The sequence below is a fragment of the uncultured Sneathiella sp. genome, assembly GCF_963973085.1.
Classification (GTDB): Bacteria; Pseudomonadota; Alphaproteobacteria; order Sneathiellales; family Sneathiellaceae; genus Sneathiella.
In genome coordinates this window covers 459,016-485,198 of sequence record NZ_CAXAXA010000003.1, presented here as the reverse complement: position 1 = coordinate 485,198, position 26,183 = coordinate 459,016, and the positions used below count along the sequence as shown (strand labels likewise).

General features: G+C 50.8%; 23 protein-coding genes. 13 read left to right on the top strand and 10 right to left on the bottom strand.

The genetic code is table 11. From position 1 onward, the window contains the following. The first annotated feature begins 62 nt into the window (after positions 1-62). From AACZ19_RS10225 to AACZ19_RS10215, 3 genes are read left to right on the top strand one after another with little or no spacing between them, the layout of a single operon-like run. The gene (locus AACZ19_RS10225; protein WP_339633578.1) at positions 63-941 is read left to right on the top strand and encodes a haloalkane dehalogenase; all 879 of its coding nucleotides are present in this window, start codon (positions 63-65) and stop codon (positions 939-941) included. Positions 942-968: 27 nt separating this feature from the next. Next, on the top strand, positions 969-1,307 hold the full coding sequence (locus tag AACZ19_RS10220; RefSeq protein WP_339633576.1) for a hypothetical protein: 339 nt from the start codon (positions 969-971) through the stop codon (positions 1,305-1,307). A 36-nt stretch (positions 1,308-1,343) separates the two neighbouring features. Next, entirely contained in the window at positions 1,344-2,207 is an 864-nt protein-coding gene (locus AACZ19_RS10215; RefSeq protein WP_339633575.1) for an adenylate/guanylate cyclase domain-containing protein, read from the top strand. On the opposite strand, the gene AACZ19_RS10210 is transcribed toward AACZ19_RS10215, so the two are convergent. After that, entirely contained in the window at positions 2,204-6,322 is a 4,119-nt protein-coding gene (locus tag AACZ19_RS10210; RefSeq protein ID WP_339633573.1) for a Calx-beta domain-containing protein, read from the bottom strand. The genes AACZ19_RS10215 and AACZ19_RS10210 overlap by 4 nt on opposite strands. Before the next feature lie 358 nt (positions 6,323-6,680). Here AACZ19_RS10210 and AACZ19_RS10205 point away from each other — a divergent pair, with 358 nt between their 5' ends. Further along, positions 6,681-8,846 carry an adenylate/guanylate cyclase domain-containing protein gene (locus tag AACZ19_RS10205; protein WP_339633571.1) on the top strand — a complete coding sequence of 722 codons (2,166 nt, stop codon included), beginning with the start codon at positions 6,681-6,683 and terminating at the stop codon, positions 8,844-8,846. A gap of 15 nt (positions 8,847-8,861) precedes the next feature. Here the strand turns inward: AACZ19_RS10205 and AACZ19_RS10200 are convergent, their stop codons facing one another. Continuing rightward, positions 8,862-9,503 carry an HAD-IA family hydrolase gene (locus AACZ19_RS10200; RefSeq protein WP_339633569.1) on the bottom strand — a complete coding sequence of 214 codons (642 nt, stop codon included), beginning with the start codon at positions 9,501-9,503 and terminating at the stop codon, positions 8,862-8,864. Between the two features lie 187 nt (positions 9,504-9,690). Here AACZ19_RS10200 and AACZ19_RS10195 point away from each other — a divergent pair, with 187 nt between their 5' ends. Further along, positions 9,691-10,497, top strand: a complete 807-nt coding sequence (locus tag AACZ19_RS10195) for a pentapeptide repeat-containing protein (protein ID WP_339633567.1) — start codon at positions 9,691-9,693, stop codon at positions 10,495-10,497. Between the two features lie 10 nt (positions 10,498-10,507). On the opposite strand, the gene AACZ19_RS10190 is transcribed toward AACZ19_RS10195, so the two are convergent. Both AACZ19_RS10190 and AACZ19_RS10185 read right to left on the bottom strand, forming a co-directional pair. Continuing rightward, positions 10,508-11,224, bottom strand: coding sequence for an HAD family hydrolase (locus tag AACZ19_RS10190; protein WP_339633565.1), 717 nt, complete (start codon positions 11,222-11,224; stop codon positions 10,508-10,510). Positions 11,225-11,264: 40 nt separating this feature from the next. Continuing rightward, positions 11,265-12,662: an FAD-linked oxidase C-terminal domain-containing protein gene (locus tag AACZ19_RS10185; RefSeq protein ID WP_339633563.1), complete on the bottom strand. Its 1,398-nt coding sequence runs from the start codon at positions 12,660-12,662 to the stop codon at positions 11,265-11,267. A gap of 99 nt (positions 12,663-12,761) precedes the next feature. Here AACZ19_RS10185 and AACZ19_RS10180 point away from each other — a divergent pair, with 99 nt between their 5' ends. Then, a complete protein-coding gene (locus AACZ19_RS10180; protein ID WP_339633561.1) occupies positions 12,762-13,253 on the top strand; it encodes a thioesterase family protein in 492 nt (163 codons plus the stop codon). 56 nt (positions 13,254-13,309) lie between these two features. On the opposite strand, the gene AACZ19_RS10175 is transcribed toward AACZ19_RS10180, so the two are convergent. After that, positions 13,310-14,440: a DUF2336 domain-containing protein gene (locus AACZ19_RS10175; protein ID WP_339633559.1), complete on the bottom strand. Its 1,131-nt coding sequence runs from the start codon at positions 14,438-14,440 to the stop codon at positions 13,310-13,312. Positions 14,441-14,502: 62 nt separating this feature from the next. After that, positions 14,503-15,270, bottom strand: a complete 768-nt coding sequence (locus AACZ19_RS10170; RefSeq protein ID WP_339633557.1) for a hypothetical protein — start codon at positions 15,268-15,270, stop codon at positions 14,503-14,505. 209 nt (positions 15,271-15,479) lie between these two features. On the opposite strand from AACZ19_RS10170, the gene AACZ19_RS10165 reads away from it, so the two are divergent. Then, positions 15,480-15,854: a cytochrome c family protein gene (locus AACZ19_RS10165; protein ID WP_339633556.1), complete on the top strand. Its 375-nt coding sequence runs from the start codon at positions 15,480-15,482 to the stop codon at positions 15,852-15,854. Between the two features lie 6 nt (positions 15,855-15,860). On the opposite strand, the gene AACZ19_RS10160 is transcribed toward AACZ19_RS10165, so the two are convergent. After that, positions 15,861-16,682: a 3-keto-5-aminohexanoate cleavage protein gene (locus AACZ19_RS10160; RefSeq protein ID WP_339633554.1), complete on the bottom strand. Its 822-nt coding sequence runs from the start codon at positions 16,680-16,682 to the stop codon at positions 15,861-15,863. 190 nt (positions 16,683-16,872) lie between these two features. Here AACZ19_RS10160 and AACZ19_RS10155 point away from each other — a divergent pair, with 190 nt between their 5' ends. The 4 genes from AACZ19_RS10155 (at position 16,873) to dgcA (ending at position 21,345) form a co-directional block, all read left to right on the top strand. After that, on the top strand, positions 16,873-18,660 hold the full coding sequence (locus tag AACZ19_RS10155) for a bifunctional diguanylate cyclase/phosphodiesterase (protein WP_339633551.1): 1,788 nt from the start codon (positions 16,873-16,875) through the stop codon (positions 18,658-18,660). Between the two features lie 74 nt (positions 18,661-18,734). After that, positions 18,735-19,325, top strand: a complete 591-nt coding sequence (locus tag AACZ19_RS10150) for a gamma carbonic anhydrase family protein (RefSeq protein ID WP_339633548.1) — start codon at positions 18,735-18,737, stop codon at positions 19,323-19,325. Between the two features lie 35 nt (positions 19,326-19,360). Beyond that, on the top strand, positions 19,361-20,362 hold the full coding sequence (dgcN, locus tag AACZ19_RS10145) for an N-acetyltransferase DgcN (protein ID WP_339633546.1): 1,002 nt from the start codon (positions 19,361-19,363) through the stop codon (positions 20,360-20,362). After that, positions 20,359-21,345, top strand: coding sequence for an N-acetyl-D-Glu racemase DgcA (gene dgcA, locus AACZ19_RS10140; protein ID WP_339633544.1), 987 nt, complete (start codon positions 20,359-20,361; stop codon positions 21,343-21,345). The genes dgcN and dgcA overlap by 4 nt, the downstream gene beginning before the upstream one ends. Positions 21,346-21,369: 24 nt before the next feature. Here the strand turns inward: dgcA and AACZ19_RS10135 are convergent, their stop codons facing one another. Then, entirely contained in the window at positions 21,370-22,161 is a 792-nt protein-coding gene (locus AACZ19_RS10135; protein WP_339633542.1) for an enoyl-CoA hydratase, read from the bottom strand. Between the two features lie 44 nt (positions 22,162-22,205). Further along, positions 22,206-23,378, bottom strand: a complete 1,173-nt coding sequence (locus AACZ19_RS10130; RefSeq protein ID WP_339633540.1) for a M20 aminoacylase family protein — start codon at positions 23,376-23,378, stop codon at positions 22,206-22,208. A 244-nt stretch (positions 23,379-23,622) separates the two neighbouring features. On the opposite strand from AACZ19_RS10130, the gene typA reads away from it, so the two are divergent. Together typA and AACZ19_RS10120 are read left to right on the top strand one after the other, a co-directional pair. After that, positions 23,623-25,443, top strand: coding sequence for a translational GTPase TypA (typA, locus tag AACZ19_RS10125; protein ID WP_339633538.1), 1,821 nt, complete (start codon positions 23,623-23,625; stop codon positions 25,441-25,443). Between the two features lie 116 nt (positions 25,444-25,559). Then, the gene (locus AACZ19_RS10120) at positions 25,560-25,781 is read left to right on the top strand and encodes a biotin/lipoyl-binding carrier protein (RefSeq protein WP_339633537.1); all 222 of its coding nucleotides are present in this window, start codon (positions 25,560-25,562) and stop codon (positions 25,779-25,781) included. Between the two features lie 27 nt (positions 25,782-25,808). Here the strand turns inward: AACZ19_RS10120 and AACZ19_RS10115 are convergent, their stop codons facing one another. Next, on the bottom strand, positions 25,809-26,180 hold the full coding sequence (locus AACZ19_RS10115) for a DUF4870 domain-containing protein (protein WP_339633535.1): 372 nt from the start codon (positions 26,178-26,180) through the stop codon (positions 25,809-25,811). Between the last annotated feature and the right edge of the window lie 3 nt (positions 26,181-26,183).

The following is a 26,183-nucleotide window of genomic DNA, read 5'->3' as shown; positions in this document are numbered from 1 at the left end:
TATCCGGCCAATGCTTTATTGCTCCATCTCATTCAAGGTGCAATCAGGGAGACCGGCATAATATGACGACAGCAAGCAGATATAAAAAGAAATCGGCGACGATCCGAGGTCTTAAAATGTCTTACATCGAGGAGGGTGAGGGCGACCCGATTGTGTTCCTGCACGGGAATCCGACATCCTCCTATTTATGGCGCAATGTCATGCCGCATCTCGAAGGACGCGGACGCCTGATTGCGCCCGACCTGATCGGTATGGGCGATTCAGAAAAATTGCCGGAGAGTGGACCGGATAGTTATACGTTCAAAGAGCATCGCGCATTCCTGCAGGACCTTCTCGCATACCTGATGGTCGACAAGAATGTGACCCTGGTCGTTCATGACTGGGGATCTGCCTTGGGTTTTGACTGGGCGTATCAGAATCAGTCGGCAATGAAAGGCATTGCCTATATGGAGGCGATTGTCCAGCCAATCCCAAGTTGGGATAATTGGCCCGAAGCCGCGCGGAATATTTTTCAGGCATTTCGTAGTCCAGCCGGAGAAGAATTAGTCCTTGAGAAAAATATCTTTGTTGAAAGGGTTCTCCCGACTTCTATCATCCGGACACTGGAGGAAGAGGAACAGCGTGAATATACCCGCCCGTTCCGAAATGCCGGGGAAGACAGGCGGCCAACCCTGACCTGGCCAAGACAGATTCCCATCGCCGGGGAGCCCGATGACGTTGTTAAAATAGTTGATGACTATTCAAGCTGGCTCAGCTCAACGGATTTACCCAAGCTCTTTGTGAACGCTGACCCGGGCTCAATCCTCGTCGGACCTCAGCGGGAATTCTGCCGCACTTGGCCTAATCAAACAGAAGTAACTGTAAAGGGGCTGCATTTCATTCAGGAAGACAGTCCGGATGAGATTGGCCAGGCAATCGCCGAATTTCTCGCAAAAATATAATTTAGGTAGCATAGGTCAGGCAATATCGTGGTTGAAAAACGGATTAAATTGAACGCTTTGCAAAGCAAAACGCTGACCCTTTTACAGATCCTGGCACGCGATCCAGACAGTTCAAGTCCCGAAGGTGATGACGGAGATGTTCATATTACCCGCCTCCCGCATGCACACGGAGATCACATGCATGTTGGTGAATATGTCGTTGGAACCCGCGATGCCAGCGGATTGAACAATAAATCTGTCTGGACCGCGCTCTGCCGAAAAGGCCTTGTAAAAGATAACTGGGAAGACAAGATAGTTCTAACTCCGAAAGGTCTCTCGCATTCTACGGGGCTTGAGAAAAAATTTGTCTCGGCGTCAGACCATTAAGTGCCATCCCTGAATTGAACTGGAGATAGAAACCCCATGAACTCCAGGACCGAGAGGAAACTGACTACGATCCTCTGTGCAGATGTTGCGGGCTACAGCCGCCTCATGAATAAGAATGAAGGGGAAACTCTCGACAGATTAAAAGCCACACGAGAGATTTTCAGCAACTTCATTGCCCAGTACGGCGGACGGATCGTCAACATGACCGGCGATGGGCTTGTATGTGATTTTACCAGCGTGGTAAATGCCGTGCAATGCGCCGTTGAGGTCCAAAACAAGATAAATGAGGATAATGTATCCTTATCCCCCGCAGATCAAATGCTCTATCGTATCGGCATTAATCTTGGTGATGTCCTGATTGAGGGTGACGACATCTTTGGTGAAGGAGTGAATGTGGCCGCCAGATTGGAGTCAATGGCGCCCGTTGGCGGAATCTGCATATCGGGTTCAGTTTTCGAACAGGTCAAAAACAAACTGCCGAAACAGTTTAAATTCCTAGGAAATAAAGCTGTCAAAAATATCGCTGAGCCGGTTCCTGTTTATTCACTCATGCTTACTGAGATGCCAAACGTCCATATGGAAATTCCGGCTTCCCGCCCTGATTCTACCGATACCTCACAGGAAGAAACCGAAGATGACAGGAAAATTCGCGCCTATGTCAAACGGCAAGCTGCCTTCTACCGGCGGGCCACTGCTTTTGGAGCAATTACCCTACTGCTTTTCATCATAAATATGGCGACATCTCCCGATTACTGGTGGTTTCTCTGGCCCGCAGCAGGTTTTACCATTTCCCTGTTAATGGAAGGGATTCGGGTTTTTACCGGAATCCATCATGGAAAAGAATGGCAAGAACGGAAGATAACCGAGCTTAAATCACGCCAGCACAAATCCCGTTCCTAGGATTCGTCAACAACAATCCGCGCTGCGATATCTTCCAATGCCTGCACATCGGGATTTACATAATTATCGATCGTAATGGTGGGTCCATTGGCGACCAGGAATGTCAGGGTTGCCCTTCCGTCAGCTTCCGCCAACTGCCACGCATCCCCGGCGCTTCGATTTTCAGCCAGAATGCCAAGATCATCGAAAATCTGGTCGAGATTAATCACATCTTCCGACGAGTCAAAGTCAGTTATGGTTACGGCCCCGTTATCCGCGCCCGTAAAGACATAAATATCCGCGCCCTGCCCACCGGTCAGAATGTCATCTCCGCCGTTGCCCTGAAGAAGGTCATCGCCGCTTTGGCCAATAATTGTCTCGCCAGCGCTCGTTCCAAAAAGTGCAAGATTTTCGTCATTGATCACGAATGAACTTGCAGCCGGCGTGAATGCCGAGAACGCAGCAAAGGCACCTTCTCCATCTTCCACGAAGGTAAAGGACAGAATCGCGCTGCTTGTATCATTATCCCCGTCGGTCAGGACATATTCGAAACTTTCCATTTCGCCGGGATTTGCCTGAGAGGGGGCGGTGTAGGTGTAGTTACCTTCCGCATCAATGGAGAGCATCCCACCGAGCGTGGTCTCAATGATAAGTGGATCGCCATTTTGCGGAATATCGTACTCAGCGCCATTGTAGATCAGCGAGGTGAGTGTTCCGTCGTCCGCCCCCAGGCGATCGACAGACCCGGAACTGACCACGTTATCAATCTCCACAACCGGAACCGTATCAACGAGGACTGTCTCCAGATCATTAGGATCAACAACCAGCGTCGGCGCATCGCCAGCGTTTTCGACCTTGGCAAGCTCTGTTGTACTGATTCCAGCGCCCAGGCCAACGGCAATAACTTCGATATCATTGCTGTCGACAAATTCCTGCCACTCATTGCCGCCCGCTGTCGGGACCTCAAGATTCGCGCTTGGCTCACCATCCGAGATAAAATAGACATTTGACGCATATCCTGAAAGCGACGGATCCGCGAGCTGTGCCTCAAGAATTCCCTGTGCCCCATCTTCAGTATTACTAACGGCTGCGGCATAGTTTGTCGTGCCGCTTGGAACAAGGTTGGCCGGATTGTTAATGAAATCCTGTGCGGCCGCGACCGACTCCCCTTGAAACACCACCGACGACGCGGCAGCAAAGGCGATAATAGAAATATTCAGATTGCTTGAAACCTGATTATACTCAGTAAGCACATTGCTGACGGCTTCTCGCAAAACCTCGATGCGGGTTTGTGAGCTTCCCAACACCGCCTCGTTCATCGAACCCGACGTATCCAGGACAAAGACAAGATTATAGGTCGGTAATGTCGGTGCGGGTAAATCCACCGCATCCGGGGCGGCAATCGGCACGTCATCCATTATCGAGGCAACAAAGGATCCACTGACGCTCGAGCCGTCCTGATCCACAACATCATAGCCAAAAGGAAGGTCCAGCGCGTCTTGGCCCCCGCCCGCATGATCGACAACATCGTTCAGGGTAAGTGTATATCCATAGTCATCGCTCGATCCTGTTGGCCCGAATTCGAGGACGAAAACCGAACGCGGCGCACCACCGTCAGGAAAGGCCGTTGCTGTAACCTGTTGGGTAACGCCATTAGCAAGAGTAATAACCTCATAAAAAACGGGATCGCCGCCAGACATAATTTCCGGCAACCCGCTAATATCGAGAGTAACCGTCCCCGCACCATCAAGTCCGAAATCTATTTCCGCCGTACCGCTTGCGCTTGTCGCGTCCGGGGTCAGGTCACTTCCGTTCGGCAAGTCATCTTCGTCAACACTGATAGCCAATGCAGCACCCAGTATCGGCGCGCTATCCTCAACTTCAATTGTTATGGCGCCTGACGCCGATGAACTGTTTACATCAAGTACGGTTATCGCAAGGCTGAACGCAAGAGTGGAGAGATTTCCGCCTGCACCGTCAATATGATCAATCGGGCCGTCCAGTGACACATCATATGTCCCGTCCGTATTCAGCGTAACCGTAAAAACCGTCTCCCCGCCGGCCGTGCCGACAACAACATTCGTGCCAAGCCCGCTGAGAGAGACTGGATTGCCTTGGGAAGTCAGGTTCGCCGCATCGAAATCCAGTTGTGCAGTGTCGAAAGTAACAGACGCAATTTCTCCGCTGCCTCCCCCAATTCCGATAGTGGCTCCTTCAATGCCATCCCCATCGACAGCCTCCACCAGGTTCGCAGAGGTTCCTTCATCAACAATCACTGGATCATCATTGTCTTCTATGGTCAGTGTGACGGAATTATCAGTTCCATCTATAACCGCATTACTTGACGCACCCACAAGGGTAAGCGTCAGGGTTTCCGTTCCTTCAAACTGATTGTCATCAATTATCGGGATATTGACAGTCACGGTTGATCCCGGCGCGAGTCCGGTGGTCCCGCCATTAAACGTAATTCTTTGCACACCGTCGACCAGGTAGTCGCTGCCAGCCGTCGTACTGCCGGTAATCGCGTAGTCGACGCTTACCGTCACACCTGGTGCAACAGCTTTATCAAGTGTAAGGGCGAAGGAGAGAACACCTGCACCCTCCCCGACAGTAATTTCACCCCCGCCGACTGGCGTACCGCCAACGGTCACATCGGAGAGCGTGACAACGCCAATATCATCATCCGTGATAACGACAAGCGCCTGCCCGGACGTGACATCAATATCCGCATTGTCGGCCCCTGTCAGCGCGACAATAAAGAATTCCAGATTTTCAATTACATCGTCATCGATCACCTCAACTGTGAACACAGCCTGGGTTGAACCGGGCGGAATCACAATGGTGCCATTCCCGTTGCTGACGAAATCCACGTCACCGGGAAGCCCCGAATCCGATTGAGAAGCAGATCCGCCCCTGATCTCGTAAGTAATCGTAACGGGGAGGTCGGTTGGTTCATTCAACGTTATGACAATTTGGAAACTGCTGAGATTCCCGGATTCCGGATCGACAACCGAAACAACGCTCAGACTCGTTTGCGGACCCAGCCCCACAATTTCATCATCTTCACTGAAATCGCGAAACCTGAGATCTGTCCCATCCAGTAATCCACCCGCCTTCAACAGATCACCAATAGAGAGCCCCCCATCAATTCCACCCTCACTGTATTGCTGGAAGTTGGCGCCGCCGCCTGATTGCGCCCGGCGACCTGCTTCGGGGTTGATTTCATCAGGATCGAAATCATCCTCTTCATTAAACCAGTCCGGATTCACCAGCCTTAGCGCTTCGCCATAAATATTGAAAAGCTGCTCACCCGTCAGGATAAAAGGCACGCTTGGCAAGGTGGAAAAACTTGTGACGACAACAGTTTGGTTAGCCACGTTCAGGACTTGTGAGCCCGCCTCGTTCGTAATCACAATGGCGCCGGTAAAGAGCGTGAAAATTGATTCTTCACCAATGCTCTTTACGTTGCCCGACCAGCTTGTACCCCGAATGCCAATCGTGCCAACGGGGGTTCGCACGTCGACATTTTCAGGGTCGTCCTTGGCAATCTGGCCACTGACGAGGGAGAAAACGCCCTGTAGAAGGGAGACACCAAATTTCCCGCTCCCGGCTGACGGGTCGTATATCATTTCATCGAGAACCGCGCGCCCGTTTTCGCCCATCGTAAATTGCGTGTCATCAGCAAATACGATGATAAAAGACGAGCCCGATTCCGTCTCAATCACATCGCCCTGGAAAACCGTTGCCCCCTGGACCAACTCTTCACCGGTCCCATCTGTATGGCGCGTTGTTACGGTGCCGGTCAAGGCCGTTACTTCACCGATCGGTCCTCCGGCGTCGCTCAGCGTTCCAGAAGATTGTGCGATTGGTCCCGGGCCAGCCAGCTTGCTAACCAGATCCGCCGGTATTCGCGCACCGCCCGCGGTTAAAAGGTCCGCGCCCGGCCCAGACACAAAATAATCATGTATAATAATGTAGTTGCCGACATCGTCCGTCAGGGTCAGGTCGACGCCATCACGACCAAAAACCGCAATAAGCGGTTTGATCTCATCACCAATCTGGATCGCCCCATGGTCAGGCGCCTGATATTCGGCAAGTGCCTTGGTGTCGAGGTCTACTGAAAATCCCTGTTTCATCTCACACGCCCCAACAATAAAAATGTTCACCATATGGTCTGAATTTGCAAATCCATTTCACCAGGCGACCAAGTAATAATCATAAAAAAAGCTGCGCAAACTATTGTCGAAAAAAAACTTATCTGGCAAACAGCGAAGTAATGTAAGCTTTATAGAAGAACTATGCCATATTTTGGACAAATTTCATAAAATTTTTCTCAATCATAGTTAATGCAACTATTTGTTATGGTTTACGATCTGCTTAGTTTAATGAACCAAGAAAAAGGCCAATCCCTGTATGGCGCCAACCACCCCGGCAAAAAAAGCTGAAAAAAGGAATGGAGCCTTCAAATGGCTCTCGTTCGCCAGAGGAGGGCGAGTGCCCGCCTTCATGCTGTTAATGGCGGCCTTGTTTCTTCAGGTTTCCGACCCGCCTTTTCTCTCCAATTTCCGGGATCGGATCTTTGACGTATATCAACAAACCCAACCACGGGAGGTGCAATATCCACGTCCCGTTGCTGTTATCGATATCGATGAAAACAGCCTTTTAAATCTTGGCCAATGGCCCTGGCCCCGCACCTACCTTGCAAAGCTCGTAGAAAATGCGACCAAAAGCGGAGCGGCTGTAATTGGTTTTGATATGCTTTTTGCCGAATCGGATCGATTGTCGCCAACGGAAATGGCGCAAAATATATCCGGACTCCCGCCCGAGGTTAAAGATCAACTTGCGAACTTGCCGTCCTTCGATGATGAATTCGCAAGCGAAATTAGTGAGAGCAGAGTGGTTCTCGGAATATCCGTAAGCCCGGAAAGTGAAGGCGCAAACAACCTTGGTCTTGAACGTATTCCCTCCTTTGCCATGCTTGGGCAAGATCCAAAAAAATTCCTGAAAAATTATCCAGCCTTGATCGGCAATATTGATAAGCTGGACGAAGCCGCCGCAGGGCGAGGAATGATCAGCTTGGATCAGGATTTCGATGGTATTGTCCGGCGTATTCCCCTCGCTAACCAGATCAACGGAAAGATTATACCTTCGCTGGCGCTTGATATGCTGCGAGTGGCGACGGGTCGCAACGTTATCATCCAGACCAATGAAAACGGAATCATCGGCTTCAAAATCGCCGGAACACTTATCCCGACTGATACGCGCGGGCGTGTTTGGGTCAAGTATGCGGAATACGATCCGACACTTTATGTTTCGGCCCTTGATGTCATCAACGGCAAGATTGATGACAAAGCATTTGAGGGAAAACTGGTTCTGGTCGGTACATCTGCAACAGGCCTCAAGGATTTAAGGGCCTCCCCGCTTACATCCAATCTGCCGGGAGTGGAGATGCATTTGCAATTGCTGGAAAATGTATGGATGCAATCATATCTTTTCCGGCCTGAATTCATTGCCATTTTTGAATGGATGGGCACATTGTTGACGGGGTTGGCGCTGATTGTACTGGTGCCCCTAGCCGGGGCCCGAACGACATTGGGACTATTGGTTTTTATTTCGGTAACTGCCATCGGCTCCTCAATATATTTCTTTGTCTATAATTCCGTCCTTATTGATGTCAGCTATACCCTCGCGGTCTCCATCCTTGTCTATATCACGATGGTGTATTCCAATTATCGCGGGACCGAACAGGAACGCACCCGCATTCGGACAGCTTTTGCCCATTACCTCTCGCCGGAACTCGTCAAGCGTCTATCCGCCTCGCCGGATAGCCTTGTCTTGGGAGGTGAGGAACGGGAGATGACGTTTATGTTCTGTGATGTACGGGAATTCACCGTTATTTCAGAAGGTTACAAGCATGACCCACAAGGGCTAACCCATCTTATCAATCGCTTCCTGACTCCCATGACGGGGGAAATTCTTGCGCACAATGGCACAATTGACAAGTATATGGGCGATTCCATTATGGCCTTCTGGAATGCCCCGCTTGACAACCCGCAGCATCCAAAAGATAGCGTCGATGCCGCCCTGAAAATGATTACCCGTTTAGCGGCGCTGAATAAGGAGCTGGAGGCGGAAGCCGTTGCGGACGGTCGCCCCTTCAAGGCACTGCGTGTCGGCATTGGCCTGAACACAGGCGTATGCATCGTTGGAAACCTTGGTTCAGAGCAGCGCTTTGACTACTCGGTTCTTGGCGATCCGGTTAATCTTGCATCTCGCCTTGAAGGGCAAACGAAGGAATATGGCTTCAGCATTATAATGGGTGAGAGCACCGCAACCTCAATTCCGGAATATGCGATGATCGAGCTCGACCTGATCGCCGTGAAAGGAAAAGAGGAAGCGGTGAAGATTTATGGGCTTCTTGGGGACAAAGCGCATGCACAAAACACCGAGTTTATTAATGCTAAAGAAGCAATAGAAACATTTCTTCAGCTCTATCTTGCCCAAAAATGGGATAGCGCCGAGGAAAAGCTGTTATTTATCGCAGGACTGAATCCTCGCCTGGAAAAATTCGTCAAATTATACCAGGAGCGAATTGACAGCTTCAAACTTGAACCACCGCCTGACGATTGGGACGGCGTTTTCCGGGCGGAGACAAAATAGTGCCTCTAAGTTCTCTCAGGAAAAAGAAAGGTTAGAAGCCGTCGCAAGGTCGCGCAAGGCCTGCTCTTCATTGACAACCTTGATTGTTTTCATGCCCATTGCCGCTGCCGGTTTGAGATTGATGCCAAGATCGTCAAGATACACAACCTCTTCCGGTTTGACGCCCATCTGCTCACAGGCATATTCATAGATACGCGGATCCGGCTTGCGAAGGCCAATCTTGCTTGATTCGATAACCTGCTGAAACAGCCCCATTACTGCCTCCACTTCCGCCTGCGCGGCGGCGTCCCGGGTCATACCGGGTCCATTTCCCGCCGCGACATTATTCGTCAGACAGGTACAGATATATTTCTCACCGCACAGCTTCAACGCGTTGACCATGTTAGGGCGAATGTCTCCGGCTAGGAGTTTGATTATCTCGGTGCCGCGAATTGGATGGCCAAGCTCGCCGCTTTCTCCTTCAAAGAGCTTGTCAAACTCATCCAGTGTAACCGCGCTGCGCTCAAACTTTGCCCAGGCATTGGAGTCGGGATTAGTCGAATTAACCCGCCGGATAAAATCCGCAGGCAGACCGCGTTCCGTTTCAAATCGGGCAAAGGCCTCAAACGGACTCGTCGTGAGTACACCGCCAAAATCCCAGAGGACGGCTTTTATCATTTGGAATTACCCTTCTATATAAGCTGACTGGATATGCGCCGTTACGCAGAATATTCTTCTTACTTTTGATAAATAGTGACAGGCGAACTATATACTGTCAAACATCAAGAGTGATTGAAATCGCAACTTTATGGGTTAGTTTATAGAAAACTATAAAGAATTTTTTACAGTTTGCCGGAGCCTCCGTATGAAATTGTCAATTGCCACCGCTGTGTTCCTATTTACAACCGTCACTTCCGTAAATGCCTATGAAGCCAGTGATCTGAACAAGCTGAATGAAAGCGGCAACTGCCGTGATTGCGATTTACGAGGGGTTGAATTGCAATACAAAGACATGAAGGGCGCTCAGCTGAAAAATACCAATTTGCGTGACTCCATGCTGAAGCAGATTGACCTTAGCAATTCGGATCTTTCAGAGGCAGACATGCGGCGCTCCGACCTGGAAAAATCGTCACTTGTCTCCGCTGATCTTGAATATGCCATTCTGCAGGATGCGGATATGGAAAAGGCTGTGATGTCGGGGGCGAGTTTCCGACATGCCAACTTGCGAGGCGCAGATTTCGACAGCGCCGATGTTGAAGGCGGCAAGTTCCAGAATGCGGATATCCGCAAAGCAAACTTCAAGCGCGCCAACCTGAAAAATGCGGATTTCAGTAATGCAAAGGTATCAGAAGCAAATTTTAAACGGGCGATTATGTCCGGCGCCACAATGACAAAAGCAGAGCTGGGTGAAACCAACTTCACACGCACCAACCTGACCGAGGCGCACCTAGAGAATGCTGATCTGAGATACGCAAATTTCTATCGTGCAGTACTCGTAAATACGATCATGACAGGAGCACGGCTCTCCAAAGCAACTTTCTGGGGAGCAAATTTATCCGGCGCGAACCTTGAAAACGCAAAAGGATTGGAGCAAGAGCAACTTGACGGCGCCTGTGGAAACCCGGAAACAGTTCTGCCGGGCAACCTGAAAATCAAGTCATGCCGTAAATAGTTGAGCAATATTATCTGAGCTTCTCAATTAAATCAGGCAATTCACCAAGATGCTCAATACTGTGATACCGTGGCGCATCAACCGGGATATCAGCATGCTCATGAACCCATGTTAGATCATGCGGCACATGGACACCGAAACTGCCAGCCTCAATTGCCGGAATGACGTCGCTTTTTAGTGAATTCCCTACCATCATACTTGTTGATGCAGCCATGCCTGCATTACTAAATATCCTCTTATAGGTCTCCGTCGTTTTTTCGCTGACAATCTGAACGTCATCAAACAACTCGCCCAATCCAGACTGCGCAAGCTTGCGTTCCTGATCGAACAAGTCGCCCTTAGTAATCAAGATAAGCCGGTAGCGCCCACAAAGCTCCATTAGGGTTCTGCGCGCATGGGGCAATGTTTCAACAGGATGGCGCAACATTTCGCGGCCGGCCCGCAGGATGTCATGCAGGACTGCTGCGGGAACCTTGTCATCAGTGATCTCGATCGCGGTCTCTATCATGGAAAGCGTAAAGCCTTTTATTCCATAACCGTAAAACTGCAGATTCCGTCGCTCCGCCTCCAGCAAGCTTTCCGTAATGTGATCACTCTCTGCATAGTCGCTCAGTAATGCCGCAAATTTTTCCTCTGTCATCCGGAAAAAATATTCATTCTGCCATAGCGTATCGTCGGCATCAAAACCGATCACGGATAAAACATTACTATGACCTGCTATCGGCACATTAAAACACTCTCAAGTAATTACGGTTCATTAACTCAAATCACTCCGCCGCTCGCGCCGGAATAATTTTGCCGGGGTTCATAATATTATCCGGATCAAGCGCGTGCTTGACTGCGGCCATTACATCGATGGCATCGCCATGCTCGCGGTACATATATTTCATTTTACCGAGACCCACACCATGTTCACCAGTGCAGGTCCCATCCATCGACAAGGCCCGCTCAATCAAACGACCATTGAGGCGCTCGGCCTCCTCAAGTTCTTCCGGATTTTCCTTCTTGATCACGAATGACAAATGAAAATTACCGTCACCCACATGGCCGACCAAAGGGGCTATCAGGAAACTTTCCGCAAGATCCTTTTTTGTTTCCAGAATGCAATCCGCAAGGCGTGAAATAGGAACACAGACATCGGTTGCCCATATTTGCGCACCATTTCGAAGCGCCATGGCGGCATAGGCCGCATCATGGCGAGCCTGCCAGAGTTTTGTCCGCTCTTCTGCCTGTGTGGTCCATTTAAAACCTTCAGCACCAAACTCCGAACAGATATCGCTTACTTTCTCCGCCTGCTCCTTGACGTAAGCTTCGCTGCCATGAAATTCGAGGAAGAGCGTCGGCTGTACCGGCAGATCAAGGTTGGAGTAACGGTTCACGGCATCCACTTGCACGTCATCCAGCAATTCTATCCGGGCAACCGGAATGCCGCTCTGTATCGTCAGAATAACACTTTGTATCGCGCCTTCAATATCCGGGAAAGAGACGGTGGCTGCCGAAATAGCTTCGGGAATTCCATATAGACGGAGCGTAATCTCGGTAATGATACCAAGCGTCCCTTCCGAACCAATGTAAAGCTTGGTCAGATCGTAACCCGCAGCGCTTTTTTTGGCCCGATGGCCCGTCGAGATAATCCGTCCATCCGGCAACACGACCTTGAGGCTGAGGATATTTTCCCGCATCGTGCCATAACGCACGGCATTCGTTCCGGAGGCGCGTGTCGACGCCATGCCACCAATAGAGGCATCTGCGCCGGGATCGATGGGAAAGAACAGGCCTGTATCGCGTAAATACTCATTAAGTTGCTTGCGCCGTACGCCTGGCTGAACCGTGCAATCCAGATCCTCCGTGCCGACCCGCAGGATATTGTTCATTTCATTTAGATCAATCGAAATACCGCCCGATACCGCATTCACATGACCTTCAAGCGATGTGCCCGCACCGAAAGGAATGATAGGCACTTTATGAGCCGCACATATTTTGACGATCTCGGAGACTTCTTCTGTATTCTGTGCAAAACAGACGGCGTCCGGTGCCTTGGGGAAGTGCCAGCTTTCATCCTTGCCGTGCTGCTCCCGCACGGCAGCTGCAGTCGAGCAGCGCTTTCCCATTAACTCCTTCAACTCAAGAATGGCCTGATCCATCCCGGGATGTTGCTCCGTCATCTCATCTCCCTTGCCCTGTCAGCCAACCGGGGTAGTCAGCCCTTCTCTTTACCAGTATTATATAGTCTATCATGTAGCGAAAAGAAGAAAAGCACAGGAATGGCAAAGAACGTACACACCCTTACTCTATTGCATCAACAACCGGTCCTATCCGAATGGATCGATTATAACAGGCACATGAATGTCGCCTACTATGTGCTGATATTCGATCAGTCGCTGGATGTTTTTCTGGATGATATTGGACTGACCCGGGAGTATCGTGATTCCTCCAATTGCACAGTGTATGTTCTGGAAACTCATGTAACCTATATTCAGGAAGTGCATGAAGGGGATTTACTCGATATCTATATACGGGTCCTGGATTGCGACGAAAAGCGGATGCATCTCTTTCTGGAGATGCGGCATCACGAGAAAGGCTTTCTCGCGGCAACTTCGGAACAGATGATCATGCATCTCGACAAAACCGGGCCGAGCGCTGCGCCCATGCCCGGCTTCCTGCAATCCAAACTAGAGGAACGCAAACGGGAATTTGCAAGTGTTCCTTTCCCGAAACAGTCCGGCGCTGTTATCGGTATTCGCAGAAAGAAATAAAAACGCCGCCCAGGTGAGGCGGCGTTTTCCAGTGAAGAAACCAGATCCGAAACTGCTCAGGCCGCCTTGTGATCTGCTGCAGAGGCATGGCCGAGTTTACCGATGAGATAGTCAACATTTTCGCCATCGAAGCTATCCTGAAAATGCGTTAGGACACGCTCGATAACCTGATTGCGGTAACGTTCCCGATCCCCCGGCGTGCCATCGAAATCAAGCTCATTCGCAACCTCAAGGCCGACTTTCATTATCTCTTGAAGTCCGCCCGGAATATTCGACTTTTCGCAAAGCTGTTTCAGACCTTTTCCTCCGGCGTCGTTGACCAGAATATGAACGTTTGCGACGGCGATATTTGAATACTTCGCCATTGCCGTTTCAAAAAAATCGACATCCCCCATACAAAGCGCCCGCAAAATGATCGTCGGTGTCAGGCGGCCATTAGTATGAAGTTGATCAATAAGCTTTGCTAGTTCGCCATGACTTGCCCCATCCTTGATAAAGCCGATCATGGTCTTTTCGCGACTCTCCAAAATCAGGTCTGTCGCCAACCCCGGAGACATATCATGATGCCGGACAAGGTGGTCGCGAAGCCTGTCAGAAACCAGGGTGACCAGCCTTTCGGTAACCGTAATCGGTAACGTCGCCCGGTGAGCCATAGGCTCCTGAATTTTCTCGTTATCGCCGAACTGGTCCAAAACTTTTTCATAAGTCGTTTCGGAAATTTCCGCGCCCTGATTATGCATTAGGGTCGCAACAACATCTTCAGAGCCGCTTTCCGCGAGCTTATCAGAGACCGCTTCGGAAACAACGCTCCGGCTGGCCACCGCCATTTGATGAAGATCTGACTTAGAGCTGATAATTTCAAACAGGTCATCATCGGTCAGTGCCGTTGAAAAGCTGAGCATCGGCGTTGCCACATCCGCAATATCGCTGGCAAGGCTCTTCGCAATATCATGGGGTAGGTCAGGAACCGCCTTCAAGGTTTCGGCAAGTGTCTGCCGGACCAGGACTTCGGCATCGTTCGCCAGTATCCGGAAAATTTCCTCAGCTTCACGGCGTTCGGTCTCGCTAAAACCCGCATCCGCCATGCCTCCGGCAATTTTCTCGACTGTCTCTGCACGCGCTGACGCGGATCTATCCGTCAGCAACCGCTCTACATCCGCCGGGCTTAAAGAACCGTTATTAGACACGATGGCTCCAGTGTTTAAGTTGTTTGGAAGCTCCAATGTCGCCAAATTATATTAATATTTCTTTAATCCAGGCGCCCTTCAATCACTTCTTTTACTGCCCTGATCTGGTCCTCAACCCGGATATCTAGTGTACTTGTAACCTCCAGTTCCCGGACTTCAAATACGTCTGTATCGGGATTATCGGACTGCCATTCTGCTATCTTCGCATCACGCGCGACGATTAATTGTTCGATCTGCGGCCGGAACAGGACCAGCATCGCGCTAAGCCAGCGATTAACGGGCCATGATGGCGTACTATGATCTATGACGAATCCGTCCAGCATTCCGATGACATCCGCCTTATCATACCAATTCTCCCCTGTAACCCAGCGATTGGTTGTAAAAAGGCTAATTGGAAACCCCGCGCTGTCCATCGAAATCGCGATCAGGTGGCAAATAACCTCATCCTCTGCCGTCGGCCACTCTGCATCGCCATGATATGGAACAGGCGTAACATCCTCTCTCATCCCTTTCTTGCGGAGGAAGGTGTGAAAATGGCCATGTTCTCCTTCTCTGTGCGCATGATAATAATACTGGGCATGAGTTTCATTGTCATAGATATCGCCTTCAGGATAATGGTCCCACTCATAAAAGGTGCCCTCTCCTCGCAGGATTTCACCAACAATGTTTGCTCCCCCCTTTTTAAGGACGCGATAGCATTCCAGAATTTCATCCGCTGCGGCGTTCATCCGCTCAAGCTGAACAGGCGGAAGATCTCTAAGCGTCTGCCGCAACTGAGCCGGGCTTTCTATCCCCGGGATGCTGTCATCCTGCATAAACTTAGCCATCATGTTCATTTCTATTCTCTCGTTTTAGACTGTAATGAATTATATAAACAACACATCAGACAGAGATATAGCATTTCACGGGAAGGTGATGGAATGTGTTTGCAGTCCAGATCGGGCGCGACACTATGTCCCTGTACTCGCGAGTTCGGCTGTGATACCCCGGATTCCATAGTGTCGTATCTCAGCCACCGGCGAAATAGAAAGTTGAGAAAATGAAAAAACTGACAACTCTTGGATTATCGCTTGCCCTGTCATTCTTTGCCATGCCGGCATTTGCTGACGGGGATGTGGCGAAAGGTGAAAAAGTTTTTAAGAAATGCAAGGCTTGCCACACCATCGAGCAAGGCGCAAAGAATAAAGTTGGCCCAAATCTGTTCGGCATTTTTGGCGCCGAGGCGGGTGCCGTCGAAGGTTATAAATATTCAAAGGCCATGATGGATTCCGGCATTACCTGGGATGACACGACGTTGGACGAATATTTGAAGAAGCCGAGAGCGTTTGTCAAAGGGACCAAAATGTCTTTCGCTGGCCTAAAGAAAGAAAGCGACCGGGAAGACCTAGTCGCATATCTTAAGACCTTCAAGTAACCCGTCTTAAAACATCCGCCTGAGGTCGTTGGCCGTTGCTAACGGACGGCCAATAGCTTCAGTCACCTCGCGGGCCTGGCGTACCAACTCCGCATTATTTCCGGCGATATTGCCGGACTTCAGCATCATGTTATTCTCAAAGCCAACACGCACATGCCCTCCCATCGCAAGCGCACAGCTTGCGGCGGCGTGTTCAAGCGGACCAAAAGCGCAAACCGACCAATGCCTTTTCGCATCGAGAGCCTCCACAAACGGGATGAGATCGCGAGGATGAGATTGTTGCCCGGCGGCATACCGGCCGAGAACAAGCTGCAGAAAAGGATTGGAAAACGGAATAATTGCATTTCGTATCAAATCGTCGCAGCGATGCAGATCTTCTACTGAGTACAGGATAAATTGCGGCACAATATTGAGTGCCTGCATTTCGGAAAAAAAGGAAGCGGCCTTTTCTTCCGAACCTTCCGGAACAATTTCCCGAATGGCAAGGGATACTGCTTCCGGCTGAAGTTTAACGACCATATCCATCTGCTCATCGGCGCTATAAATCCCGACCGCTTCACTGGTAACCTGTATGACGATATCGTCCCCCACCTTATCCCTTATCGCAGAGATAGCATCCTGGTATCGCGCGACATCCAATGTATGAGCGTCCTCATCATCGCGCACGTGCAAATGGATCATGGATGCTCCCTCCGCCACACAAGCTTTAGCCTCAGCCGCCAACTCCGCCGGAGTAATCGGCAGGGCAGCGTGATCATGCCGGGATTTTCGCGCACCGTTAGGCGCGACCGCAATGACGGCGGGTATCAATACTGCGTGTTGTTCCATGCTCTGTGCGCCTTTTACTTATTGGAGTTTGTTGTGCGGCCAACATACCGCAAATGCAAATGCCGGAGATGATACCATTTTATAAAAATTAAGACCTTCTTTACATCCTGTCTTTATACATTATTTACGTGGCAATAGTTTACGCGGCAGGCACCGTTGTAATAAACACATTTCGACAGAGAATAGTCCATTGAATACAAGAGGTTTGGCGCCCCATCAACCTTCAAGCTCCGATCCGGCCGGTGCCGATCGTTCGGCAATACTGCAGCCGCATGTCCTTCGGTTGAATTACAGCAAGCTGCGCCTTCTGGTTATAGAGACTGGCGATCGCATCCATGGATTTTGCCGTGACATCAGCATTCCTGTCCTTGCTCGGGAGGTGGATTATACTGATTCCGTCGCAAAAGATATCGCTGCGGGCGTATACAATTGCATCATTCTTGACGGAGCTCGCGGCAACACTGCATATCAGGAAATCTTGACAAGTGTTTCGAGCAAGCCCCCTTTTCTTCCTGTCATCGTCATTGACGGATCCCTGAACTTTCTCCGACAGGGAGCTTCAGAAAATATTGCGAGTAGTGAGCTCTCAGCAGAGCGCATGGAAACTGCGCTCTTTAATGCCGATCGGCTCTGCAAGCTAAACAACCGATCAACCATTTTGGAAATGGAGCTTTCTTCGCTGGTCGAGGAAGACCCGTTAACTGCCCTGCCCGGTCGCAGCAAGTTCCGGGTGCGTATGGCCAAAATCATCGCCAAAGCGCATGAGGCCAAAAAGCCGATTTCACTGATCATTCTCGATTTAAACAGTTTCAAGGAGTTGAATGAGAGTCGTGGACATGATTTTGGCGATAAAGTTTTAAAAACCGTTGCCAGGCGCCTTTTCAAGTTCGCACCGCGCAATTCCATTGTCGGTCGGCTCGGGGATGATGAGTTTGCACTTTTGGCGGTTGATCGAGACCTGTCGACGATAACGCATGAGAATTTCGCAGTAGAGCTGATGCGTGAAATCCGCGAACCCATTTTTATCGACGGTCAAAAAACAGATGTAAATGCAACGATGGGGCTTGCCCAGCTCGATGATCACGACACGGCAGACGGATTATTGCACAAATCCATTTCCGCTCTTTACGCAGCAAAGCGGGACAAGGTTCCCTTCGTTGTTTATACACATGAAGATGATATCGAAAGACGGCAGCAGCTTCGTCTCGCACAGGACCTGCCGGAAGCGATCGCGGATAATCAACTGCTCCTCCATTTTCAACCTATGATCCGAATGAAGGATCAGGAGGTGGTCGGTGTAGAGGCGCTTGTGCGCTGGCAGCATCCGAAACAAGGCCTTCTTTTTCCAGATAGCTTTATCCCTCTCGCCGAAGGGTCCGGTTCTATCCAGGCGCTTACCGAGTGGGTAATGAAAGCTGCCGTAAAGCAGGGTAGCCTTTGGTTGTCGGAAGGGCATAAAATATGTGTTTCAGTCAATATCTCCGCACTCATCCTGCATGATCCAACCTTTCCGGATATAGTTGCGCAATTACTTGAAGAAACTAATTTCCCGGCAGCTTTGCTTAAGCTGGAGATAACGGAAAGCGCCATTATCTCGGATGTCTATCGTGCAAAGGAAATTGTTACCCGTCTGCATGAGTTGGGAACCCGTCTCTCGATTGACGATTTCGGGACCGGCTATACGTCTCTCGGATATCTACGCAAGCTTCCTGTCGATGAAATTAAGATAGACAAGAGCTTTGTCTTGAACATGACACGGATTGCGGATGATGAGGTGATTGTCCGGACATTGTTGGATCTGGCCGGAAACCTTGGACTTTCGGTGGTCGCCGAGGGTGTGGAAGATGCCGAAACGTGGGAAATGCTCGATAGTCTCGGCTGTGACATAGCGCAAGGCTACTTTATGAGTCGGCCGATCGACATCAAGAACTTCGGAGACTGGGTCGCGTCCCAACCGTGGAAACAGGAACTGAATTAGCACTCTCGTGACAACATCCATTTGACGCAGCGGCGTATATCCTTGAAAATGCCCAAAAATCAAGGGAGCCGCGAATGTCAGAATTTGGTCCGGATGTCACCATAAATAACGCTGCCTATCTTCACCCCACTGCCCTGATCTATGGCAGGGTGAACATCAAAAAAGGCGTCTCCCTCTGGCCTTATACCGTTATTCGGTCGGAATTAGAGGAGGTGGTTATTGGCGAATATACCAACATTCAGGATTTCGTCATGATCCATATCGGCTCCTCAACGGGAACATATATCGGATCCCACTGTTCCATCACTCATCACTGCACGATACATGGCTGTACCATCGGCAATAATTGCCTGATCGGCATCAACACGACAATTATGGATGATTGCGTCATTGGCAATAACTGCATCGTCGCGGGACATAGCTTCCTGAAGGAAGGAACGATGATTCCGGATAATTCCATCGTCATGGGAACACCCGGCAAAGTCGTCAGGACGCAGAATAATTATGCCCGTTGCCGGTTAAACGCTTTCATGTATTATCGGAACGCCCTCGCCTATTCGAAGGATCAGCACCGCGAGTGGGCGTCCGACCAATGCCTGAAGGACGTGCAGGTGGAAATCGACAAACTTCAAATAGAACAGGCTGCCCTTGAAAATCAGGCTTGAAGGGCAGATTGGTAATTATTGAATTGAGAGATGCTATGACGGAAATGCAAAACCCCTACCTCATGTTCCTCGGTGACGTGAGCGATCAACTGGCCGCAAAGACCGCAAAAGGTATAGTGGACTGGCGCCCGGACTGGTGTATCGGGCAAATAAAGTTGGCTGGCTGCGTGGCCGATCTTGGCATCCAGGATATGACGATTGCGGAAGGGGTGGCGAACGGCGCAAAAACGCTAATCGTGGGCATCGTGAATTCCGGTGGCTTCCTCCCCGATCACTGGATCTCCGTGATCGTCGAAGCGTTGGACGCAGGCATGGACGTCGCGAGCGGTCTGCATATCCGGTTGGGGAGCATTCCGGAAATCAAGGCGGCTGCCGAACGGAATAATCGCAGCCTATTCGATGTACGTCATCCGACCCATAGCATCCCGACCGGCAAGGGAACGCCGCGAAGTGGCAAGCGTCTGCTTGCCGTTGGAACAGATTGCTCGGTTGGCAAAATGTATACAGCGCTTGCTATTGAGAAAGAAATGCTCAGGCGGGGCATGAAGGCGGATTTCCGTGCGACGGGTCAGACCGGAATTTTTATTGCCGGGACAGGCATATCCATTGACGCCGTGGTTGCCGATTTCATCTCCGGCGCGGTTGAGGAGCTGTCACCGGAAAATGAGTCGGATCACTGGGATATCATCGAAGGGCAAGGGTCCCTGTTTCATGCCTCATATGCAGGCGTCAGCCTCGGCTTGCTCCACGGCGCACAGGCAGATGCACTGGTGCTTTGCCATGAACCAACGCGCACTCATATGCGTGGCCTCCCCCATCATCCCTTGCCAGACCTGGAGGCCTGCATGGAGCTCAACCTGACCCATGCAAAGCTGACAAACAAGGAGGCGAAATTCGTCGGAATTGCCATCAACACGTCCGGCCTGAAAGAAGCAGAAAGGCTGGATTATCTTGCCGGTATTGAAAAGGAATACGGACTACCGACTGTGGATCCTTTCAAGGACGGTACGGCGTCGATCGTTGATAACCTGCCATGAGCGGACGGACAATTTCGGCCGGCTCTGAAAGCTGGCCGATTCGAGGCAGCTTTCGGATCAGCCGTGGAGCAAAAACAGCAGCTGAAGTGGTTGTTGTCGAGATCACAGAAAATGGCATCACCGGACGCGGTGAATGTGTCCCTTATGCACGTTATGATGAGAGTATCCGGTCCGTTCTTGGGCAGGTAACCTCTATTCGCGATTATATTAACGACGGGCTTACCCGGGAAGGATTGCTCACCGTTATGCCCTCCGGTGCCGCGCGTAACGCCGTTGATTGCGCTCTGTGGGATCTGGAAGCAAAAACAAGCGGGAAAACAATTGCGGAACTCGCTGGGATACCCGCACCGGGACCGACAATTACTGCCTATACCCTCTCACTGGATACGCCTGAGAAAATGGGTGAAGCCGCAAAAGCACAAAGCCATCGCCCTCTGATAAAGCTCAAGCTTGCCGGAACCGGTGATGTTGAGCGCGTAGCTGCCGTCAGGAAGGCCGCGCCAAAAACCCGTCTGATCGTGGATGCCAATGAAGCTTGGACCGCGGATATGATGCGTGAATACTGCCCTAAAATGGCGGATCTAGGTGTCGAACTTATTGAACAGCCCCTCCCTGCCGGAGAGGATTCCGTTCTTTGTGATATGGACAGGCCTATTCCTATCTGTGCCGACGAAAGCGCCCATGATACCGCAACCCTCGATGACGTCGCGGAACTATATGACTATATCAATATCAAGCTTGATAAAACCGGCGGACTAACGGAAGCGTTACTGCTGGCTGAGGCCGCACGCGAATTCGGGCTTGGCGTTATGGTCGGCTGTATGCTGGGCACGAGCCTTGCCATGGCACCGGCCATGCTGCTTGGATCATTCGCTCGTTTTGTCGATCTGGACGGACCGCTTCTGCTGGAAAAGGACAGAGAGCATGGCATCCGATTTGATGGCAGCGTGATGCATCCCCCGTCGCGGGACCTTTGGGGATAGCGCTGACGCTACCCCCCTAGTGAATTATCGACCCTTGAATTCGGGTGCGCGTTTTTCCACAAAGGCTGCTGCTGCACCTTTATGGTCCTCTGTTTCGAAAGACCGGACCATCTGGTTCGCTTCCCAGTCCAGCACTTCGCTCAGGGTGCCTTCCGATGCCGTATTGATATTCTTTTTCATATATCCGATAGCAATGGTCGGCAAACTCGCCAGGCGTTTGGCCATCGCGTCGGCGGCTGCGGAAAGTTCATCAGCCGGGACCGACTTGTTGACCATGCCGATCTTTTCAGCTTCCTTGCCGAGAACGACATCGGCGGTGAAATACAATTCCTTCGCTTTCGCCTCACCGAGCAGTTTTGTCAGGAAATAGGATCCCCCAAAATCACCGGATAGGCCGACCTTCGAAAAAGCCGTCGTAATCTTTGCGTCATCAGCTGCAATCCGCATATCGCAAGCCATTGCCAGTGAAAATCCGGCCCCGGCTGCCGGTCCCGGAATAACGGCAAGTGTGGGCTTCGGCATTTCATGAAGTAAACGACTTACTTCTGATCTTTCCCGCAAATCCTGTATGCGTTCATTCAGATCGACCTTCGCGCCCGCATTTGCGGCAAAACTCTTGACATCCCCGCCCGAGCAAAAAGCACCGCCTGCGCCGGTCAGCACAACCGCACGGACAGAGTTATCCTTTGCTAATCGGGTCAGTTTTTCACTTAAGCCTGTCATCATCTCGCGCGTAAAGGCATTGCGCGCCTCCGGACGGTTCATGGTAAGGGTGGCAACCCCGTCTTCAATTGTCTCAAGAAGTACATCAGACATCATTATTTTCCTTTTTTAAGTTTATCTGAAAGAAAGTTCGCGCGCTAACTGCGCGGAAGCTGTTGTTCAACGAGGCGTGCCCATATGCTAGCGCCGATAGAAAGCACCTCGTCATTAAAATCAAACTCGGGATGATGAACCGCCTGGAAATGTGTTTCATCCTTTGTCCCGAGGAAGAAATAGCAACCGGGGCAAGCTTCCAACATAAAAGCAAAATCCTCGCTACCCATACGGATAGGCGTTTCCAAATCCATATTTTCGAGTCCGACGACATCCGATGCAGCGCGGGCTACAATTGCCGTTTCCATCTCGTGATTTACGACGCTGGGATACCGGCGCTGATAGTCCAACTCAATTTCAACCCCATGGGTCGCCGCAACGCCAGCGCATATTTCACGAATACGGTTTTCGATAAAGTCACGTGTTTCGGCAGTCATCGCCCGGATGGAGGCGCTTAACTTCGCTTCCTGGGGAATAATATTAATACCACTGCCCGCCTCAAACATAGTGACGCTGACGACCGCATTTTCAACTGGGCCGACATTGCGCGCAACAATGGTTTGAAGGGCTGTATAAAGCTGCACCCCGGCTGCGATCGGATCATTTGTCAAATGGGGGTAGGCAGCGTGTCCGCCCTTCCCTCGTATCTTCATCACTGCCGTATCGGCGGATGCCATAATCGGGCCAGTCCGGACATTGAATGTACCCCGCGGCATTCCGGGCTGGTTATGTAGGCCGTAGACGCCGTCACAGGGAAAGCGCTCGAACAACCCGTCCTTGACCATTGCATCGCCGCCCCCGCCGCCTTCTTCGGCGGGCTGGAAAATAAAATGAACGGTGCCGTCGAAATTCCGGGTTTCGGATAGATATTGCGCAGCACCCAGTAGAATTGCCGTATGGCCGTCATGTCCACAGGCATGCATTTTTCCATCGATCGTCGATTTATGGGCGAAATCATTCTCTTCCTGCATCGGCAGAGCATCCATGTCCGCCCTAATCCCAATCGTTTTCGAGCTAGACCCCTGACCTTTCAGAACCCCCACAACGCCTGTGACACCAATACCTTCATGTACCTCGATCCCCCAGTTTCGTAGTTTTTCTGCAACGATTGCGGCAGTACGACGTTCCTCAAAGCAAAGCTCCGGATGCTGATGGAGGTCACGCCGCCAAGCTTGCATATCATTATGGGTCTCAGCGATCCGGTTATAGACAGGCATTCCCAGGCTCTTCTTTTTCGTTTTTGATGTAGCGTATCGTGCCATCCTTTAGCTGGAATGGCAATATCAAGCGCACCTTTGTCTTGGTCAGTATAGAAGCTTCCTTTTGTCAAAATTCTTCTTTTATTTTAACTTTTAGCCATTATATGAGAAAACTTGTGTGCAAGTGCGAAAGGATAACTTGCCATTCGCTGGATCGGCGCTATACTGCGCCCGCTTTTTAAAAAGACAAAGTATAAATATCATGGAAATTCGGAACGTTGCGATCATCGCCCATGTTGATCATGGGAAGACTACACTTGTGGACGGCCTCTTGAAACAGAGCGGTACGTTCCGGGACAACCAGAAAGTGGCCGAAAGGGCCATGGACAGCAACGACCTGGAACGTGAACGCGGTATCACGATTTTGGCCAAATGTACTTCCGTCGAGTGGGAGGGATATCGCCTTAACATCGTTGATACTCCGGGCCATGCCGACTTCGGCGGCGAGGTGGAACGTATCCTCAGTATGGTTGACGGTGTCGTTGTTCTGGTCGATGCAGCCGAAGGCCCAATGCCGCAGACGAAATTCGTCACACAGAAGGCGCTTGGCCTCGGCCTCAAGCCTATAATCGTGATCAACAAGGCGGATCGACCCGACGGTCGCCCTGATCAGGTCCTTGATGAATGTTTTGATCTTCTGGTTGCGCTGGACGCCAATGAGGAACAGCTGGATTTCCCCGTTCTATACGCTTCAGCCAAGGAAGGCTGGGCCGTTACGGATCTGTCAGAGCCAAAAGAAAACCTGCATCCGCTGTTCGATCTCATCGTCAGCCATGTCAATGCTCCGAAGGTGGACGAAGAAGCCCCCTTTCGTATGCTGGTCACGACAATTGAAAGCAATCCCTATCTCGGACGGCTGCTGACAGGTCGGGTAGAAAGTGGTGTCCTTAAAACCAATGATCCGATCAAGGGGCTGAGTCGCAAGGGCGGCAAGATTGAGGATGCGCGCGCCAGCAAGATCATGGCGTTCCGCGGGCTTGAAAGGGAAACCATCTCTGAAGCCCGAGCAGGCGACATTGTTTCTGTGGCCGGCCTCTTCAAAACGACCGTTGCCGATACCCTTGGCACACCTGACGAAACTGAACCGCTCGACGCGCAACCGATTGATCCGCCAACCATTTCAATGACATTTGCGATTAATTCCTCGCCTCTTGCCGGCCGCGACGGAGACAAGGTGCAAAGCCGAGTCATTCGCGCGCGCCTGATGAAGGAAATTGAAGGCAACGTCTCCATCCGCGTTGTCGACAGCGCCGATGCGGACGCGTATATCGTCTCTGGCCGTGGTGAATTGCAACTCGGCGTCCTGATTGAAACCATGCGACGCGAAGGGTTCGAGCTGTCCATCAGTCGCCCCAAGGTACTGTTCCGCGAAGGTGAAAACGGCGAAACACTTGAACCACTTGAAGAAGTCGTCGTTGATGTGGATGACGAATATTCCGGGGTCGTGGTCGAGAAAATTGCCCTTCGCAAGGGATCAATGACCGATATGCGCCCCTCCGGTGGAGGCAAGACAAGAATTACCTTCCTGTGCCCCACCCGTGGCCTGATTGGGTACCATGGTGAGTTTCTGACCGACACGCGCGGAACCGGTATCATGAATCGCCTGTTCGATTCCTACGTCCCACACAAGGGCGAGATTCCCGGTCGGCGCAACGGCGTTCTGATTTCAAACTCTACGGGTAAGTCCGTCGCTTTTGCGCTTTGGAATCTGGAAGCACGTGGCTTCTTCTTTGTTGGCAGCGGTATCGACGTTTATGAAGGCATGATTCTCGGCGAACATAACCGGCCGAACGACCTCGAAGTCAATGCTTTAAAAGCGAAGCAGCTTACCAATATTCGTGCGTCTGGCACCGATGAGGCCGTCCGGCTTACGACGCCCCGAAAACTCAGTCTTGAGCAGGCCATCGCTTATATCGACGACGATGAACTGGTAGAAGTGACGCCGAACCATATCCGGCTACGCAAGCGGCATCTTGATCCACATGAGCGGAAAAAAGCTTCTCGCGAGAAAATAGCCAGCTAACACTCTGGCAATATCCGAATGCTCTGATCGCTCTCTAAAAATAAGGGTGGCGATTAAGCGCGTCTTGTGGAAACATATACTTACCTTAAGAACAACAATAACCAAATGAGGATAAGATGGCGCTGATCGATGTAATTGCGGAAGTAACGGGAAAAGTCTGGAAAATTGAAGCCGCAGTCGGGCAGGAACTGGAAGAGGATGACGATGTTGTCATTCTTGAAAGCATGAAAATGGAAATACCTGTCGGCGCACCGGAAGACGGCACACTGAAGGAGATTCTGGTCGGTGAAGGTGACTCGGTATCTGAAGGTCAGGTCATCGCACGAATTGAAACCTGAAACCTCTTTCTATTCCACCTGAAAAGATTACCAGAGCCATGTCGCGGGGTCGGGGATACCTTCCTCGCGCGCATGGAGCTTCAATCCTTTTGCGCATCGAACGATAAACCAGATATAGGCCGCCAGAATAATCAGAAAGCCGATCCCGACAAAAGTCAGTAGTGAACCAATCACAAAATAAAGAAACAGCATCCAAAAGCTGCGAATCTGATAGCGAAAATGAGTCTCCACCCAAGGCGATCCATCGCCCTTGTTGATGTAAGCCATTACGACTCCAACCAAATGCGCAATTGGAATGATAAGCCCCGCCAGATAAATGAAATAAATGATCTGCACCATCTTTGCGGCACTATTCATTCGGGCGTTTTCTTCAGCATCGTTTGTGGTTACTTCATTCATTTT

What these genes read in the sequence shown, in the direction of transcription:
- AACZ19_RS10215 (WP_339633575.1), top strand. Translation starts at nt 1,344, where the DNA reads ATGAACTCCAGGACCGAGAGGAAACTGACTACGATCCTCTGTGCAGAT.
- AACZ19_RS10185 (WP_339633563.1), bottom strand. Translation starts at nt 12,662, where the DNA reads ATGACGGAGCAACATCCCGGGATGGATCAGGCCATTCTTGAGTTGAAG.
- AACZ19_RS10160 (WP_339633554.1), bottom strand. Translation starts at nt 16,682, where the DNA reads ATGGAACAACACGCAGTATTGATACCCGCCGTCATTGCGGTCGCGCCT.
- AACZ19_RS10150 (WP_339633548.1), top strand. Translation starts at nt 18,735, where the DNA reads ATGTCAGAATTTGGTCCGGATGTCACCATAAATAACGCTGCCTATCTT.
- AACZ19_RS10165 (WP_339633556.1), top strand. Translation starts at nt 15,480, where the DNA reads ATGAAAAAACTGACAACTCTTGGATTATCGCTTGCCCTGTCATTCTTT.
- AACZ19_RS10200 (WP_339633569.1), bottom strand. Translation starts at nt 9,503, where the DNA reads ATGATAAAAGCCGTCCTCTGGGATTTTGGCGGTGTACTCACGACGAGT.
- AACZ19_RS10130 (WP_339633540.1), bottom strand. Translation starts at nt 23,378, where the DNA reads ATGCCTGTCTATAACCGGATCGCTGAGACCCATAATGATATGCAAGCT.
- AACZ19_RS10210 (WP_339633573.1), bottom strand. Translation starts at nt 6,322, where the DNA reads ATGAAACAGGGATTTTCAGTAGACCTCGACACCAAGGCACTTGCCGAA.
- AACZ19_RS10180 (WP_339633561.1), top strand. Translation starts at nt 12,762, where the DNA reads ATGGCAAAGAACGTACACACCCTTACTCTATTGCATCAACAACCGGTC.
- AACZ19_RS10115 (WP_339633535.1), bottom strand. Translation starts at nt 26,180, where the DNA reads ATGAATGAAGTAACCACAAACGATGCTGAAGAAAACGCCCGAATGAAT.
- AACZ19_RS10170 (WP_339633557.1), bottom strand. Translation starts at nt 15,270, where the DNA reads ATGATGGCTAAGTTTATGCAGGATGACAGCATCCCGGGGATAGAAAGC.
- AACZ19_RS10195 (WP_339633567.1), top strand. Translation starts at nt 9,691, where the DNA reads ATGAAATTGTCAATTGCCACCGCTGTGTTCCTATTTACAACCGTCACT.
- AACZ19_RS10225 (WP_339633578.1), top strand. Translation starts at nt 63, where the DNA reads ATGACGACAGCAAGCAGATATAAAAAGAAATCGGCGACGATCCGAGGT.
- AACZ19_RS10120 (WP_339633537.1), top strand. Translation starts at nt 25,560, where the DNA reads ATGGCGCTGATCGATGTAATTGCGGAAGTAACGGGAAAAGTCTGGAAA.
- dgcN (WP_339633546.1), top strand. Translation starts at nt 19,361, where the DNA reads ATGACGGAAATGCAAAACCCCTACCTCATGTTCCTCGGTGACGTGAGC.
- typA (WP_339633538.1), top strand. Translation starts at nt 23,623, where the DNA reads ATGGAAATTCGGAACGTTGCGATCATCGCCCATGTTGATCATGGGAAG.
- dgcA (WP_339633544.1), top strand. Translation starts at nt 20,359, where the DNA reads ATGAGCGGACGGACAATTTCGGCCGGCTCTGAAAGCTGGCCGATTCGA.
- AACZ19_RS10135 (WP_339633542.1), bottom strand. Translation starts at nt 22,161, where the DNA reads ATGTCTGATGTACTTCTTGAGACAATTGAAGACGGGGTTGCCACCCTT.